The 14,752-nt window shown below is 70.1% G+C and carries 16 protein-coding genes; 11 read left to right on the forward strand and 5 right to left on the reverse strand.

The genetic code is table 11. The features are described from left to right. Positions 1-319: 319 nt before the first annotated feature. The 7 genes from ACXAID_RS21995 to ACXAID_RS22025 all read left to right on the forward strand — a co-directional run bounded on the left by ACXAID_RS21995 (position 320) and on the right by ACXAID_RS22025 (position 6,574). A complete protein-coding gene (locus ACXAID_RS21995) occupies positions 320-1,606 on the forward strand; it encodes a metal-dependent hydrolase family protein (RefSeq protein ID WP_475024313.1) in 1,287 nt (428 codons plus the stop codon). Next, entirely contained in the window at positions 1,603-2,382 is a 780-nt protein-coding gene (locus tag ACXAID_RS22000; protein ID WP_475024314.1) for an SDR family NAD(P)-dependent oxidoreductase, read from the forward strand. Before ACXAID_RS21995 ends, ACXAID_RS22000 begins: the two co-directional genes overlap by 4 nt. Positions 2,383-2,407: 25 nt before the next feature. Continuing rightward, positions 2,408-3,436 (forward strand): CobW family GTP-binding protein, encoded by a 1,029-nt coding sequence (locus tag ACXAID_RS22005; RefSeq protein WP_475024315.1) that lies wholly within the window; start codon positions 2,408-2,410, stop codon positions 3,434-3,436. A 41-nt stretch (positions 3,437-3,477) separates the two neighbouring features. Beyond that, the gene (locus ACXAID_RS22010; RefSeq protein WP_475024327.1) at positions 3,478-3,864 is read left to right on the forward strand and encodes a DUF2237 family protein; all 387 of its coding nucleotides are present in this window, start codon (positions 3,478-3,480) and stop codon (positions 3,862-3,864) included. Between the two features lie 68 nt (positions 3,865-3,932). Then, positions 3,933-4,457 (forward strand): DUF4333 domain-containing protein, encoded by a 525-nt coding sequence (locus ACXAID_RS22015; RefSeq protein WP_475024316.1) that lies wholly within the window; start codon positions 3,933-3,935, stop codon positions 4,455-4,457. Between the two features lie 54 nt (positions 4,458-4,511). Further along, a complete protein-coding gene (locus tag ACXAID_RS22020) occupies positions 4,512-5,162 on the forward strand; it encodes an MOSC domain-containing protein (RefSeq protein ID WP_475024317.1) in 651 nt (216 codons plus the stop codon). A 143-nt stretch (positions 5,163-5,305) separates the two neighbouring features. Next, the gene (locus ACXAID_RS22025) at positions 5,306-6,574 is read left to right on the forward strand and encodes a mechanosensitive ion channel family protein (protein ID WP_475024318.1); all 1,269 of its coding nucleotides are present in this window, start codon (positions 5,306-5,308) and stop codon (positions 6,572-6,574) included. On the opposite strand, the gene ACXAID_RS22030 is transcribed toward ACXAID_RS22025, so the two are convergent. Genes ACXAID_RS22030 through ACXAID_RS22040 form a run of 3 tightly spaced genes read right to left on the reverse strand, consistent with a single transcriptional unit; the run spans position 6,562 to position 8,504 of the window. Next, positions 6,562-7,023, reverse strand: coding sequence for a hypothetical protein (locus ACXAID_RS22030; RefSeq protein ID WP_475024319.1), 462 nt, complete (start codon positions 7,021-7,023; stop codon positions 6,562-6,564). The two genes, ACXAID_RS22025 and ACXAID_RS22030, sit on opposite strands and share 13 nt — an antisense overlap. Before the next feature lie 19 nt (positions 7,024-7,042). Then, positions 7,043-7,762, reverse strand: coding sequence for an NUDIX hydrolase (locus tag ACXAID_RS22035; RefSeq protein WP_475024320.1), 720 nt, complete (start codon positions 7,760-7,762; stop codon positions 7,043-7,045). Between the two features lie 40 nt (positions 7,763-7,802). After that, entirely contained in the window at positions 7,803-8,504 is a 702-nt protein-coding gene (locus ACXAID_RS22040) for a cutinase family protein (protein WP_475024321.1), read from the reverse strand. Between the two features lie 83 nt (positions 8,505-8,587). On the opposite strand from ACXAID_RS22040, the gene ACXAID_RS22045 reads away from it, so the two are divergent. Next, positions 8,588-9,145, forward strand: a complete 558-nt coding sequence (locus ACXAID_RS22045) for a type 1 glutamine amidotransferase domain-containing protein (RefSeq protein WP_475024322.1) — start codon at positions 8,588-8,590, stop codon at positions 9,143-9,145. A 4-nt stretch (positions 9,146-9,149) separates the two neighbouring features. Here the strand turns inward: ACXAID_RS22045 and ACXAID_RS22050 are convergent, their stop codons facing one another. Both ACXAID_RS22050 and ACXAID_RS22055 read right to left on the reverse strand, forming a co-directional pair. Then, on the reverse strand, positions 9,150-9,509 hold the full coding sequence (locus ACXAID_RS22050) for a hypothetical protein (RefSeq protein ID WP_475024323.1): 360 nt from the start codon (positions 9,507-9,509) through the stop codon (positions 9,150-9,152). Positions 9,510-9,558: 49 nt separating this feature from the next. Next, positions 9,559-11,013, reverse strand: coding sequence for a phospholipase D-like domain-containing protein (locus tag ACXAID_RS22055; protein ID WP_475024324.1), 1,455 nt, complete (start codon positions 11,011-11,013; stop codon positions 9,559-9,561). Between the two features lie 88 nt (positions 11,014-11,101). Between ACXAID_RS22055 and ACXAID_RS22060 the strand changes: the two genes are divergently transcribed. From ACXAID_RS22060 to ACXAID_RS22070, 3 genes are all read left to right on the forward strand, one after another. Beyond that, entirely contained in the window at positions 11,102-12,349 is a 1,248-nt protein-coding gene (locus tag ACXAID_RS22060; protein ID WP_475024328.1) for an MFS transporter, read from the forward strand. Between the two features lie 12 nt (positions 12,350-12,361). Further along, entirely contained in the window at positions 12,362-13,678 is a 1,317-nt protein-coding gene (locus tag ACXAID_RS22065; protein ID WP_475024325.1) for an acyltransferase family protein, read from the forward strand. Positions 13,679-13,696: 18 nt separating this feature from the next. After that, positions 13,697-14,752: aspartate aminotransferase family protein (locus ACXAID_RS22070; RefSeq protein WP_475024326.1), on the forward strand; the 1,056-nt coding region annotated here is incomplete at its 3' end.

The following is a 14,752-nucleotide window of genomic DNA, read 5'->3' on the forward strand; positions in this document are numbered from 1 at the left end:
ATTCCGGGCGGTCCGGGCGGCGTGGCCGGCCCCGGCGGCGCCGCAGGCAGCCTGGGCCCGGGTGGCCCCAGCGGGGCTGCCGGACCGGGTGGAGCCAGCGGCTGCATCCCCGGTGTGGGCTGCGCCAGCATTCCCGCTCCCTGAGCTGATTGACCCGAAGAGCCGGACCTGATCTTCGCAGATCAGGTCCGGCTCTTCGGCGTCGATACGTCCGGATCGGCCGGCCGAATACGCGCTGGGACACCGATCGTCGGGCTACCGGCCGACGCACAGCGGCGGCGGGCTAGCCTGGGGCGGGACTCACGAGGAGGTGGCCACCATGGCCGGGCAGCGTTCGGCGGAACAACGCCTGCTGATCAGTAACGTCAGGATCTTCGACGGGCTCGCCGATCACCTGTTCGACGGCCACGTGCTGATCGAGGGCCGGACGATCACCGCGGTGCAGCCCTCGCCGATCCCCCAGACCGGCGCCGACGTGGTGATCGACGGTGGCGGCCGCACGCTGATGCCCGGAATGAGCGACGCGCACGTGCACCTGGTCGGCATGGCCAACACGTTGATCGATCTGGCGATGGGTTCGCAGACGCAGCTCGCCGCGGCGACGCTGGTCAAGGCCAAGGACACGTTGCTGCGCGGCTTCACCACGGTGCGCGACATGGCCGGTGACACCGCCGGGATCGCAAAGGTGATCGACGCACAACCGGAGCTGGGGCCACGGATCTATCCCAGCCAGGCCGCTCTGTCGCAGACCGCAGGCCACGGCGATTTCGGTTTCGTCTACGAACGCCCGACAGCGCTGGGCGGCAATGAATCCCGCGCCGAACAGATCGGCTTCATGCGGGTTGCCGACGGCGCCGACCGGATGCTGGCCGCGGTCCGCGAACAACTCAAGCTCGGCGCGTCCCAGATCAAGCTCATGGTCGGCGGCGGGGCCGCCTCGCTCTACGACCCGCTCTACACCGTGCAGTTCACCGCGCCCGAGATCCGCGCCGCGGTCCAGGCGGCCGAGGACTACGGAACGTATGTGGCCACCCACGTCTACAACGTCGCCGGCATCCGCCGAGCAGTCGAGGCCGGGGTCAAATCGATCGAACACGGCCACCTCGCCGACGAAGCGACCGTCGCGATGCTCGCCGAGCGGGGCGTATGGCTGTCCACTCAGCCGTTCGCCGAACACGACCACGGCTTTCTCAACCCGGACAGCGCGACGAAGAACAAGGAGATCTGCTCGGGTACCGATCAGCTGTTCCGATGGGCCACCAAGCACGGCGTGAATGTCGCCTGGGGCACCGACCTTCTGTTCGAGCCCGAACGCGATGCGTTGCAGAGCGAGATGCTCACCCGGCTCGGGGAATACATGACCAACGTCGAGGCACTCAAGATGGTGACCTCGGGCAACGCCGCACTGTTCCGGCTCGCCGGCGAACGCGACCGCTACCGGGCGGCGCGGCTGGGTGAGATCACCCCCGGCGCCTGGGCAGACGTCCTGCTCGTCGACGGGGACCCGGTGGCCGACCTCGGACTGCTGGGCGACCCCGGGAAGAATCTCGCCGTCATCGTCAAGGACGGCACCGTCGTCAAGAACACGCTGGCGGGGCTGTCGTGACCGCACCGGTTCCGGCGGCACTGCTCGAGGGCCGGGTCGTCGTCGTCACCGGCGCCGCCCGCGGCGTCGGGAAAGGCATCGCCAACGCGGTCACCGCACGAGGTGCCGCCGCGCTGCTGGCCGACTCCGACGAGCAGCTGCTCGGTGAGACGACCGAGCAGCTGCAGGCGGCCGGCCGCCGGGTGGTCCCGCTGACGGTGGACCTCCGCGACGAAGGCAGCGCGCAACGCATCATCGGCACCGCGGTCGAGGCGCTGGGCGGTGTGCACGGGCTGGTGAACAACGCGATCGCCACCAACGAACCCAAGCGGTTCCTCGAGATCACCCGCGCGGACTACGACCTCGTGTTCGACGTCGGGCCGCGGGCCACCTTCGAGTTGATGCAGGCGGTGCACCCGGTGCTGGCGGCCAACGGCGGGGGCAGCATCGTCAACCTCGGGTCCGGCTCGGGAACCATCGGGAAGTCCAAGTTCGGCGCGTACGCCGGCGCCAAGGAGGCTATCCGCGGCATCTCCAAAGTCGCTGCGCTGGAATGGGGCCGGGACAACATCAGGGTGAACGTGGTGTGCCCGTTCGCCGAGTCCGACGGTATCCGGCTGTGGCGGGAGATGGCGCCGGAGGCCTACGAGCGCAGCGTGCGCGGTGTCCCGATGGGCCGGCTCGGCGACGTGGGAACCGACATCGGGCCGGTGGTCGCCTTCCTGCTCAGCGACGAGGCCGCCTTCGTCACCGCACAGACCATCATGGTCGACGGCGGCGCCGCCGGCTTCCGCTGACCGAACAGCCCGCGAAGGAGCCGTGTTGCAGACGATTCCCGTCATCGCCCTGACCGGCTACCTCGGGGCCGGCAAGACGACCCTGCTCAACCACGTGCTGCGCAGCCCCGACGCGCGGATCGGCGTGGTGATCAACGACTTCGGTGAGCTCAACGTCGACGCCGGCCTGGTGACCGGGCAGGTCGACGAGCCCGCGTCGATCGCCGGGGGCTGCATCTGCTGTCTGCCCGACGACGACGGCCTCGACGTCGCGCTGACCCGCCTCGCCGACCCCAGACTGCGGCTCGACGCGATCATCGTCGAGGCCAGCGGGCTGGCCGATCCGCTCGCGATCGCCCGGATGATCCGGTTCAGCGGCGTCGAAGGGGTGCGGGCCGGCGGAGTGGTCGACGTGCTCGACGCCGCGACGCACTTCGACACCGTCGACCGGGACCCCACACCGCCGGCCCGGTACGGTGCGGCGACCCTGATCGTGGTCAACAAGCTCGACCAGCTCGACGACGCGGGACGCACAAGCGTGGTGCAGCGTGTGCAGGACCGGGTGCGCGAGCTCAACCCGCACACCCAGGTGGTCGGAGCGATCGCCGGGCGGATCGACCCCGCACTGCTCTACGACGTGGCCGCCGCCGGCGACGAGACGGGCCAGCTGACCCTGCGCGAGCTGTTCTTCGACACCGATCACACCGCCCACGCCGACGACCACGACCATGTCCACGCCGACGCGGTGACCGAGATCACCGACGGCGGTGTGGATCCCGGCGCGGTCATCGACCTGCTCGAGGATCCACCCGAGGGTGTGTACCGGATCAAGGGGACCGTCGCGGTTCGCTACCGGGCCGGCACCCGCACCTACACCGTCAACGTGGTCGGCCCGTCGATTCACATCGCACCGGCTCCGGCCCGCGCGGTGGCCAACTCGCTGGTGGCCATCGGGATGCACCTCGACGTCGAGGTGGTGCGCACCCGGCTTCGCAAGGCGCTCACACCGTTCGAGGGCACACCCCCGGCCGCAAGCGTCCGGCGACTGCAGCGCTATCGCAGGCTCAGCATCTGACGCGCGATACTTGGTCGATGGCAGAACGCATGGCAGGAAACATGACAGAACTCAATGTCCTGGGCCAGCCGCTGCAACCGTGCGGCACCCAGCCGATGACCGGCTTCTTCCGCGACGGGTGCTGCAGCACGGGCGACGAAGACCTCGGCCGGCACACCATCTGCGCGGTGGTGACCGCAGAGTTCCTGGCCCATCAGCGATCGATCGGCAACGATCTGTCCGTCCCGATGCCTGCCTACCGGTTCCCCGGGCTGGTTCCCGGGGATCGCTGGTGTGTGACCGCGCTGAACTGGCTGCGGGCACATCAGGACGGCAAGGCCTGCCCGGTGGTGCTGGCGTCGACCCATGAGCGCACCCTCGACGCGGTACCGCTGGATGTTCTGCAGCGCTACGGCGTAGACGTCCCCGATGATCCGGCCGGTCTGTAGCCGGCTATTTACCTGAGTCCGGGGGCTCAATATGATCTTGATGCTCACTGACCGAGATCGGGGGACCCATGCCCACATCGACCACCCGCGCCTTGCTGCTGACCTGCGGTACGGCGCTGATGCTGACCGCATGCCAGTTCTCGTTCTCGTCCGGCGGTCTCGACCACGAGAAGCTCGAGAATGCGATCACCGACGAGTTGAACTCCAGCTATGAGACCATCTCCCAACAGGTTTCGTCGGTGGAATGTCCTGAGGACGAGAACCCCGGCCCGGGTGAGACGATCATCTGCAACGCCGCGGTGGGCGACCAGACCGTGCGGGTGGAGTCGACGGTCACCGATGAGGACTACAACGTCGACTTCAGCACTCTGGACACGCTCTACGACCAGCCCAGTGTGGGCGCCGCCCTGTCCGAGGAGCTGACGAACCAGCTCGGTTTCCCGGTGACGGTGACCTGCGGCGACTCCTTGATGGCGGTCGAGATCGGCCAGACCTTCGACTGCACGGCCGCCGACCAGAACGGCGACGAGCGCACGGTGCGGGTCACCGCCGGCGCCGTCGGCGAGGACGATCAGTGGGAGCTGCTCGAATGATGCTCTGCTAGCCGGGCCGGAAGACAGACCGGGTTCGGTTGGTTAGGTTCTGGTATGGCATCGGTACTGACGGTGAACACGTCGGCCGCACCGGCCGGTCGGACGGCGCTCGGTTCCGGGATCGACAAACGCCCCAGCACCGAACCGTTGCGTGTGCGTTCTCCCGGGCCGATGCACGGCGGGTCGGGCAGCGGCGTGGTCGGTGATTCGATCGGCAACCAGCGGGTGCACGGCGGCGACGATCAGGCGGTGTACGCCTACGCCCGTGAGGATCTCGACATGTGGGAGTCGCGGCTGCAGCGCGAACTCACCAACGGCATGTTCGGGGAGAACCTCACCACCGCGGGCATCGATGTGACCGGCAGCGTGGTCGGTGAGCGGTGGGCGATCGGCTCCGACGGCCTGGTCCTCGAGGTCAGTGCGCCGCGGACGCCCTGCAAGACGTTCGCCGCCTGGCTCGATGTCCCGGGCTGGATCAAGACGTTCACCGCCGCGGCGCTGCCCGGGACCTACCTGCGGGTCATCTCGCCGGGCAGCGTGCGGGCCGGCGACTCCATCGAGGTCATTCACCGCCCGCAACACAGCGTCACGATCGGCACCGTGTTCCGTGCGCTCATGCTCGATCCTTCGCTGCTGGCCACGTTGGCGCCGGCCGATGCGCTGCCCGAGGCGATAAAGGAACAGGTCGCGCGCCGGTCCGGGTAGCCGGTGTGAGTTGGCTCCCAATCCCGGTCAGCAGCACGCTGCGCGGTTTGACGGGCGGCCGCCGCCGGGAAACCTAGGCGGCGCGGCGGCAGAGTGGGCGCCGCCTCGATGTGTTTCCCAGACCACAGGAGCCGTCGTCCAGCATGCCCGATTCGGATGAGATTTCGGACGAGATAGAGTCCGCCACCAATCTCGCCAGCACCGCCGCCTGGGTGGCCGGCGCGGTCGTGTTCGCCTACTTCGTCGGTGTCGCCCTGTCCTGGTTGTTGCACCGGCTCGGCCGGCGCAACAAGGTGCTGCACGACATCGCCGACCTGACCCGGCGGCCGCTGCGGGCCATGCTGATGGTCATCGGCGCGACGGTGGCCGTGCAACGCACCGCGAGTGCGGATGCGGGCTGGCGGGGATGGACCGATCATTCGCTGCTGATCGCGCTGATCGCGACGCTGACCTGGCTGGTGATCGGCTTCGTGCGGGTGGCCGAACGTCAGGCGCTGGCCCGGTTCGCCGACGGCGGCGACTCCGGACTCACCGACGCCGACCGGCACCGGCGCAAGATCATGACGCAGGTCACCACGCTGCGCCGGTTGGTGGTGGCGATCATCGTCGTCCTGGGTGCCGCCGCGGTGACGATGACCTTCCCGTCGTTCAGTGACATCGGGCGCACGCTGTTCGCCTCGGCCGGTGTGTTGTCCGTGGTGGCCGGGCTCGCGGCGCAGACCTCACTGGGGTCGGTGTTCGCCGGCATCCAGATCGCCTTCTCCGGTGCGATCCGGGTGGGCGATGTGGTCGTTCTCGAAGACGAGTGGGGCCGTATCGAGGAGATCACCCTGACCTATGTGGTCGTGCGGGTCTGGGACGAGCGCCGGCTGGTGCTGCCGTGCACGTACTTCACCACCAAGCCGTTCCAGAACTGGACGCGGCACGCCACCGAGTTGATGGGTACCGCCGAGCTCGACGTCGACTTCACCGTTCCGTTCGACGCGATGCGCGCCGAGTTGGATCGGATCCTGCAGTCGAACCCGAAGTGGGACGGCCGGGTCGGGGTGCTGCAGTGCACCGACACCGTCGACGGTGTGGTGCGGGTGCGAATGCTGGTCAGTGCGGTCAACGCTCCGGCGCTGTTCGATCTGCGCTGCGATGTGCGGGAAGCCATGGTCAAGTGGCTGCAGCGCACCAGCCCGGGTGCGCTGCCGCGGCGGCGCATCGAGCATCAGACCGACACCGGACGGGAGGTGCTGAACGACGCCGCCTTCCGGGGCCGGCGCCAGGCGGAGTCCGGGCTTTTCACCGGCAGCGCCGAGGCCGAACGGCGCGGCCGCGACTTCGACGACGACAGCGGCCAGGAGACCCGCCAGAACGGGCACAGCGGGCGTGACCCGGAGTTGTCGCGGGTCCGCTACGACGGCTGAACCGGGGGCTCAACCGGGCTCGGCAAGCCGTAGTCCATCGGCGGGCCGTCCCCTCCGGTGGCCCGCTGGTCGGCGATCGCGGTCGCCACGGGTACACCGTCACGGATCTCTCCGACGACGACGACGTCCTGGCTGGGCGTGAACGAGCCGGTGACCCTGTTGGTCTGCGGGGTGATCCGGAACGTGGTGGCGTGACCGTCCGGGGTGACGGTGGTCAGGGAGTCGTCGGACACGGACACGACCCGGCCCTGGTGCTGGATCGGGACCGCGGTCTCCGCGGCGGCGTTGCTCGTCTCGGGTGACGCGGTGCGCGGCGACGACGGCTCACCCTCGACCGACCCCAGCGTCCAGCCGGCCACGGCGGCCGCACCGAGCGCCGACAGCAGCGCCGAACGGCCGGCGAAGGGCCGCCGGGCGCGGTGCCGGCCGCTGTGGTGAGTCTGTGTCATCACCCGGGTGGATACCCGTTCACCGCCAGGCAAACACCGGTTGCTCGAGTTCGTCGACGCGGTCGGCGCGCCCCTCCAGGCACAGCCACCTCATCTGCAGCAGGACCGCACCGGTCGGTGCGTGGATGAGGTCGTTGCCCAGCGGGATCTGCACCACCGGGCGCGGGCTCTCGGGGATGGCGACGAATCGCGGGGAGTCCTCCCGCAGCAGCTGATGCAGCCCCACCCGGTACACCGCCACCACTTCGTCGGGGGCCGGCGAAGGGTCGAGCCGGCCACCGCCCCAGACGACGACGGGGGTGATGACATAGCCCGAGCGGGTCGGGTAGTCGTCGAGCAGCCCGAGCACGTCGGATTCGGAGAGCTCGACGCCGACCTCTTCGTGCAGTTCCCGCAGCGCGGCCTCGACGACCGTCTCGCCGGGGTCGAGCCGGCCGCCCGGCAGCGCCCACTGGGCGGCATGCGAGGACAACCGGGATGCCCGGCGGCACAGGAAGAACGCCGCTCCCCCGCTGACGTCGACCATCCGGCCGTCCAGGCCCGCCTCCGGCATCGGGCGCCCGCCGATCCAGTCGTCGACCGGCGCCGGGTCGACGCGGTCCTCACCGAGTTGCGAGTCGACGAGCACCACCGCGACGGCGGCGTGGCGTTTCGTCGGGTCGACGATGCTGCGGCGATCGTGGCCGGTGAGCCGGTCAAGGACCTGGGTGCGCAGCGCGTCGTCGTAGCTGATCGTCACCGCTCGAGGGTAGAGGGCCCCGTGGTCGGAGCGCACGGTGCTACAGCCGGGCCACCGCATACGCCGCGGCCTCGTCGGCCGAGCCGTCGAACCCGTACAGGGCGTGCGCCAGGTTCGCAACGCCCCCGGTAGCTCCCGAGCAGATCGTGTCGCCCGCGGCACACAGCTGCAGTGTCTTGTCGGCATAGCGCGGCCCGATCGTCACCGCAGGCGCACCGAACTGGCGCATGAACTCCGCGGACGGCAGCGCGAAGAGCACCACCGCGGCAACGTGGTCGGCGACCTCGGGCGGCATCGGCTCGGGAACCGAGCCGGCCGGCACTCCCGCCGGCACCTCGGCAGCGGTGACGAATCCCGCCACCACGGCGCCCTGCGAGTACCCACCCAGCACGATCCGCGTTTCGGGACAGTCGGCCGCGGTGGCCCGCACGTGACCGGCGGCGTCGCGGATGCCGTCCACCACGGTGCTCGCGAACGCCGCCCGGTCGGAGAAGTTGTCGGCGGCGGGGTAGTTCACCGCATGGACGTCGACGCTGCGGCCTGCGGTCTGGGCGCGGACCGCGTCGACGAAGGCCTGCCCGACCCCGCCGACACCCGGCGGTTCGCCGGTCCCGCGGGCGAACACCACATCCACATCGGGGCAGGGCTGCGCGCTCGCTGCCGGCGCTGCGACGCCCGACAACGCTGCGGTCAAACCCAGTGCGAACGCCGCGCCGGCGCCGGCGAATCGGCGAAATCTCATTGAGCTGCTGTACCCCGGCGGCTTTGCGGGTAACCGCCGAGGGAGGGCCGTCAGGCCTTCGTCTTCAGGAAAGGACACATGCCATGCCGAACGAACTGCAGGGCCGCAAGGTCGCCTTCCTCGCCACCGACGGCGTCGAGCGCGTCGAGCTCGAACAACCGCGGGCCGCGGTAGAGGACGCCGGCGGGGTGGTCGAGCTGTTGTCGGTCGGGGCAGGTGAGATCGCCGCCCGAGACCACGACCTGGAACCGGCGGGCACCTTCGCCGTGGACCGGGTGGTCCGGGAAGCCCGGGTGGAGGACTACGACGGGTTGGTCCTGCCGGGTGGCACCGTCAACGCCGACAAGCTGCGCCTCGACGAGTCGGCCGTCGCGTTCGTCGGCGAGTTCGTCCGCTCCGGCAAGCCGGTCGCGGCGATCTGTCACGGGCCCTGGGCGCTGGTGGAAGCGGACGTGGCCCGCGGCCGCACGCTGACCTCGTATCCGAGTCTGCGGACCGACCTGCGCAATGCCGGGGCCACCGTGGTCGACCAGCAGGTGTGCCTCGACGGCAACCTCATCACCAGCCGGTCACCGAGGGATCTGCCAGCGTTCTGCCAGGCGATCACCGACCAGTTCGCCGACACACCGGCGCACACCTGAGAAGTCAGCTGCCGGCGGTGTCGGTGCGGCGCGCTCTGATGCTCAGCGCGGCCGCGGCGGCCAGCGCCAGCACACCCACCACGGTGATGGTGATGGTCCACGCCCGGCGGTCGCTGATCTCCTTGCTGCACAGCTGGGCGTAGTCGACGGCGTCGACCTGCTCGGAGTAGAAGGGCGGTGCCTCGGGTGCGGTCATCGTGTCGTCGGGTGCCTGCTCACGCGCGGTGGCCAGATCGGGCGACACCGCCGATCCGCACGACACCGTCGTCAGGCCCGGCGATACCGACACCGGCATGAGCAGTCCGACGATGCCGACGAGAACGGCGACCAGCCCGACTGCCAGTGCGCTTCGTCGAAGAATCATGCTGTTGCGCTACCCCGGACCGCAGCGGTGTACACCCGCCGGGCGGCCGCTATCTGGTCAGTCTGCTGAGGTAGCGGCGCACGCTGCGGGTCAGTGACCGCGGGACGTGGTCGGGGTCCATCGCGTCGTTCTCGGCCAGCAGGCTGGCCTCGTCGGCGATGGTCTCAGCGGTGAACTGCCGCAGTGTCCGGCCCTCACCCCGCAGCGATTCCACCGCCTGCAGGAACGACAGCCCGCCGTCCATCGCCCGCTCGAACTCCTCGGGCGCCACGCCGAGGTGTTCGCAGATCAACTGCCGGCGCATCCCGACGACGAGCCGGCGCACGGCCTCGGGTTCGGGCCCCACGCCGACCTCGATGGCCACATCGCATTCGCTGTCGAATCCCATCGACCTGTTGTTCAGATTCGACGATCCGATCCGCAGCAGCCGATCGTCGACGACCATCACCTTGGCATGGACGTAGATCGGTTTGCCGCCGTCGGTCTCCGGCCAGTACACCCCCAACCGTCCGTGCTCATCGGCCGCCCACAGCAGGTGCAGCATCCGGTGCCGCGCCCCGTCCATCGACTCCTGTTCCAGCCGGCTCTCCGAGCTGCGCGGCAGCACGATGACGATCTCCGGGCCGTCGGCGTCCCGCAGCCGGGCGGCCAGCGCCTCGACGATGACCCGCGAGGCCAGGTACTGGTTCTCCAGGTAGATGAGGTGCTGTGCGGCCGCGATGCCCGCCAGGTTCAGCGCCTCGATCTCGCGGACCTCCTGCCGCGCGCCGAGCTCGGGCATGGTGCGTGCGATGCCGACGTCGATCTGGCGCAGTGTCGGTTCGAGTGTGCGGGGCCACCCGACGTGCGCCGTCTCGATCACGGGCAGCGACCGTCCCACCGCGGTCCGCCAGCGCTCCCGGGCCAGATCGCCCAGTGCCCGGGCGGCTGCGCCGTCGACGGCCACCGCGACCTCGTGGCGCGGGCCGTACTCGCGGCGCAGGATCCGCCGCTTCTTGGTTTCGTGCAGGTGCTCGCTGGTGTCCCAGCGCTCCAGGGTGAAGTCGATCCCGCCGCACAGCGCGACCGAGTCGTCGATGACCAGGATCTTCTGGTGGTGCACGGCGCCGGTGGGGTGGGCGCCGTCGACGGCGAAGTGCAGTCGCTTGCTGCTCAGCCGGTTGACCAGCGCCACCGGGGTGATCCCGTACCAGAAGTCGTCGAGGGCCGGAAGCAGCCGCAGGTTGGACTTCAACAGGTGGATCTTCAGGTCGGGTCGCTTCAACAGCAGCCATTGCAGAAAAGCGCCCAGCCGGTTCGGCCCGGGCAGCGTCCGGTCGCCGCGTTCCAGCGCGATCCGGGTGTCGAAGTCCCACCCGACCAGCAGGATGCGGTGCCGGGCGCGCAGCATCGCTGCTTTGGCGTGCCGGAAGTAGTCGGCGCCGTCGACGATGCAGGCGAACTGGTCGGCGCGTTCGACGCGCCAGCAGGTCCGGTCGGGCTCCAGCAGGCTGGGGGCTGCCACAGCGCTGTGTCTACCACAATGGGGGCCCTTCGGCTTCGTCCGAACAACATCTATTTGCTATGCATAGTGGGTGTCCCGAACCCGCCCGATGACCACCGCGACCCCGGCCCCGCCGCGGTCGCGGGGTGCGCTCGGGCTGATGTTCGACCCGGTTTTCGGTGCGCTGTTCTGGGGCAAGATGTTCTCCGTCGTCGCGGTGTGGACCCACGGCATCGTCGCGGCGATCGTGATGTACGAGGCGACCGGCTCGGCGCTGATGGTGGGCCTGGTCGGGGTGGTGCAGTTCGCGCCACAGCTGATCCTGAGCCCGACGAGCGGCAAGTGGGCCGACACCGGGAACCCGGCCCGCCAGATCCTGCTGGGCCGGGTGCTGTGCGTGGCCGGATCCGCCTCGGCGGCCGGTTGGCTGTTCGCCCAGCCGGGCCTGCAGGGGATGTCGGCGGCGATTCCGGTGCTGTTGGGCACGCTGCTGGTCGGTTTCGGTTTCGTGGTGGGCGGGCCGGCGATGCAGTCGATCGTGCCCAACCTGATCCGTGACGGCGAGCTGTCCACGGCGATGGCACTGAACAGCATCCCGATGACGATCGGGCGCATCATCGGCCCGGCCGCCGGCGCCTACCTGGCCGCGCACCTCGGCGCGGCGTCGGCGTTCGCGGCCAGCGCGGGCCTGCACCTGATCTTCGCGGTGATGCTGATCGTGGTGCATTTCCCGGCCCCGCCGGCACGGCTCACCGGCACCGACTACCGGGTGCGCGTCGCGGTGCGTTACGTGCTGGCCGACCGGCCGCTGCTGCTGGCGCTGGTCGCGGTGGCCACTGTCGGGGTGGCCTCCGACTCCTCGATCACGCTGACTCCGTCGCTGGCCGACCAGCTCGGCGGCGGCGCGCCCCTGGTGGGCACGTTGTCGGCGCTGTTCGGCGTCGGTGCGGCGGCCGGGATGGCGGTGCTGGCGCTGATGCGGGGCCGGATGGCCGCCGCCCGGGTTTCGGCGATCGGGCTGATCGTCCTCGGCGCCGGATGCGCCGGGCTGGCCGGCGCCACGGTCGCCGCAGTGGCGATGGCCGGCTTCGTCGTCGCGGGTCTGGGCTTCGGCTGGGCCATGACCGGCCTGACGACGGTGGTGCAGGAACGCGCGCCCGAGGAGCTGCGTGGCCGCATCATGGCGTTGTGGCTGGTCGGGTTCCTCGGCTCCCGGCCGATCGCGGCCGCGGTGCTCGGTGGGGCGGCCGACACACTGGGGGTGTCGGCCGCGTTCGCGACCGCCGCGGCGCTGTGCATGGTGGCGGCTGTGGTGTGCCGTCCGGCCAAGCTCACCGGGCCGCTGCCGGTGCGCTGAGAGGGGAGTCCGATGGACGACACCCGGACCACGCGTCCGCCGCGCGAACTGGCCCTGGATCTGTACCGGGCGGGCGCGGTGCTGATCGTCGTGATCGGGCACTGGCTGCTGTCGGTGATGACCTACCGCAACGGCGAGTTCGGCCGGGACAACCCGCTGGTGCTGATGCCCTGGACGCAGTGGATCACCTGGTTCTTCCAGGTCGTTCCGGTGTTCTTCGCGGTGGCCGGCTACGCCAGCGCGGTGTCCTGGGCGCGCCGTGACGACGAGGCGGGCGCAAGCGACCAGACCTCCCGGCAGGACCGCATCCGCAAGCGGGTGGCCCGCACCCTGGGCCCGACCGCGGTGTACTCGCTGTTCGTCCTGGTCCTGATGGCCGGACTCATGCTGGTCGGGCTGGGCCCGGAGGTGCGCGATGTGGCCGGCTGGGCGGTCGCCATGCACCTGTGGTTTCTGGCCGTGTATCTCATGGTGGTCCTGCTGACGCCGTTCTCGCTGGCCGCGCACCGGCGCTGGGGGCTCGCCGTGCCCGCACTGCTCTGCCTCGGGGTCGTGGTGGTCGACGTGGTGAGCATCGGCACCGACCATCCCGAGATCCGGATGCTGAACTACCTGTTCTGCTGGGCGGCGATCTATCAGCTGGGGATCGCCTTCCACGGCGGGCTGCTGCGCCGCCGGACGCTGCTCACGATGGCCGCGGCAGGGGCGGCCGCGCTGCCGCTGCTGGTCACCTGGGGGCCGTATCCGGTCGCGATGATCGGCGTGCCCGGGGTGCGGGTGGAGAACAGCGCCCCGCCGTCGGTGGCCCTGCTCGCGCTGGCGCTGGTGCAGATCGGGGTGCTGTTCGCGATCGTGCCGGCGGTGAACCGGATGCTCGCGCGCGGAGCCTGGCCGCGGGTGCTGAAGGTGGCCAACAACAACGTGATGGCGCTGTACCTGTGGCACATGCTGCCGGTCATCATGGTCACGCCGATCGCGTATCCGACCGGGCTGCTGCCGCAACCGCCGCTGGGCTCGGGAGCGTGGTGGCTGGCCCGGCTGCAGTGGGAGATCGTGCTGATGGTGATCACCGTCGCGTTGCTGAGCCTGCTGTCCTGGCAGCGCCGGCTGTTCGCCGCACCGCTGCCGACGTTCGGGTTGCCGGTGTCCCGCCCGGTCGCCGAGGGCCTGCTGTATGTAGGCGCCGCGTCGTGCGCGCTGTCGCTGGGCCTCATCGCGGCGACCGGCTTCGCCCCGGACGGCCGCTTCCCGCTGACTCCGGTGTTGTTGTTCACGGTGGGTGCAGTGCTGGTTGCGGTGCGCCCACGCGTTCGGACTGCGGCGCCCTGACCCGATAGCGTCAGTCCCATGCCCCGGCCCGAACTCGAACGCCACCTGATCCGCTACAGCGGACGCGGCGACTTCAGCCCCGCACTCATCGACCGCGCGCTGGGCACCTGCCTGTACACGGTCGACGGGCGCGAACTGCTGGACTTCACCTCGGGGCAGATGAGCGCCATCCTCGGGCACAGCCATCCCGAGATCGTGGCGACGGTCGCCGGGCAGGTCGCCCGGCTGGACCACCTCTACAGCGGGTTCCTCAGTTCTCCGGTGGTCGAGCTGGCCGAACGGTTGACCGCGACACTGCCCGCGCAGCTGGACAAGGTGATGCTGCTGTCCACCGGCGCCGAGGCCAACGAGGCAGCGGTGCGGATGGCCAAGCTGGTGACGGGCAAGCATGAGATCGTCTCGTTCGCCCGCTCCTGGCACGGGATGACCCAAGCCGCCGCCAACGCCACCTACAGCGCCGGACGCAGGGGCTACGGCCCGGCCGCGCCGGGCAACTTCGCGCTGCCGGTACCGCACCGCTTCCGCCCCGACATCGTCGACTCCGACGGCGAGCTCGACTGGCGGCGCCAGCTGGATCTGGGTTTCGACCTCATCGACGCCCAGTCGGTGGGAAGCCTGGCGGCGTGCATCATCGAACCCGTTCTCAGTTCGGGCGGCATCATCGATCTGCCGCCGGGCTACCTGCCGGCGCTGGCCCGAAAATGTGCCGAACGCGACATGCTGCTGATCCTCGACGAGGCACAGACCGGGTTGTGCCGCACCGGCGACTGGTACGCGTTCGAGCATGACGGCGTCGTCCCGGACATCCTGACGCTGTCCAAGACCCTCGGCGCCGGCCTGCCACTGGCCGCGGTGATCACCAGCTCCGACATCGAAGCATGGGCCCACGAACGCGAGTTCCTCTTCTTCACAACACATGTCAACGACCCGCTGCCGGCGGCGGTCGGGCTGACGGTGCTCGAGGTGCTGGCACGCGACGGTCTCGATGCCCGCGCGCGCGAGCTCGGGCACCGGCTGCGTGCCGGGCTCGACGCGCTGGCCGGCCGGCATGCTGTCGTCGCCGATGTGCGGGGC

The organism is Mycobacterium sp. ABE4_509 (assembly GCF_056160785.1).

Excerpts from the sequence above, each read along its gene's own strand:
- ACXAID_RS21995 (WP_475024313.1), top strand. The coding sequence starts at position 320 with ATGGCCGGGCAGCGTTCGGCGGAACAACGCCTGCTGATCAGTAACGTC.
- ACXAID_RS22010 (WP_475024327.1), top strand. The coding sequence starts at position 3,478 with ATGACAGAACTCAATGTCCTGGGCCAGCCGCTGCAACCGTGCGGCACC.
- ACXAID_RS22015 (WP_475024316.1), top strand. The coding sequence starts at position 3,933 with ATGCCCACATCGACCACCCGCGCCTTGCTGCTGACCTGCGGTACGGCG.
- ACXAID_RS22020 (WP_475024317.1), top strand. The coding sequence starts at position 4,512 with ATGGCATCGGTACTGACGGTGAACACGTCGGCCGCACCGGCCGGTCGG.
- ACXAID_RS22025 (WP_475024318.1), top strand. The coding sequence starts at position 5,306 with ATGCCCGATTCGGATGAGATTTCGGACGAGATAGAGTCCGCCACCAAT.
- ACXAID_RS22030 (WP_475024319.1), bottom strand. The coding sequence starts at position 7,023 with ATGACACAGACTCACCACAGCGGCCGGCACCGCGCCCGGCGGCCCTTC.
- ACXAID_RS22040 (WP_475024321.1), bottom strand. The coding sequence starts at position 8,504 with ATGAGATTTCGCCGATTCGCCGGCGCCGGCGCGGCGTTCGCACTGGGT.
- ACXAID_RS22045 (WP_475024322.1), top strand. The coding sequence starts at position 8,588 with ATGCCGAACGAACTGCAGGGCCGCAAGGTCGCCTTCCTCGCCACCGAC.
- ACXAID_RS22050 (WP_475024323.1), bottom strand. The coding sequence starts at position 9,509 with ATGATTCTTCGACGAAGCGCACTGGCAGTCGGGCTGGTCGCCGTTCTC.
- ACXAID_RS22060 (WP_475024328.1), top strand. The coding sequence starts at position 11,102 with ATGACCACCGCGACCCCGGCCCCGCCGCGGTCGCGGGGTGCGCTCGGG.
- ACXAID_RS22065 (WP_475024325.1), top strand. The coding sequence starts at position 12,362 with ATGGACGACACCCGGACCACGCGTCCGCCGCGCGAACTGGCCCTGGAT.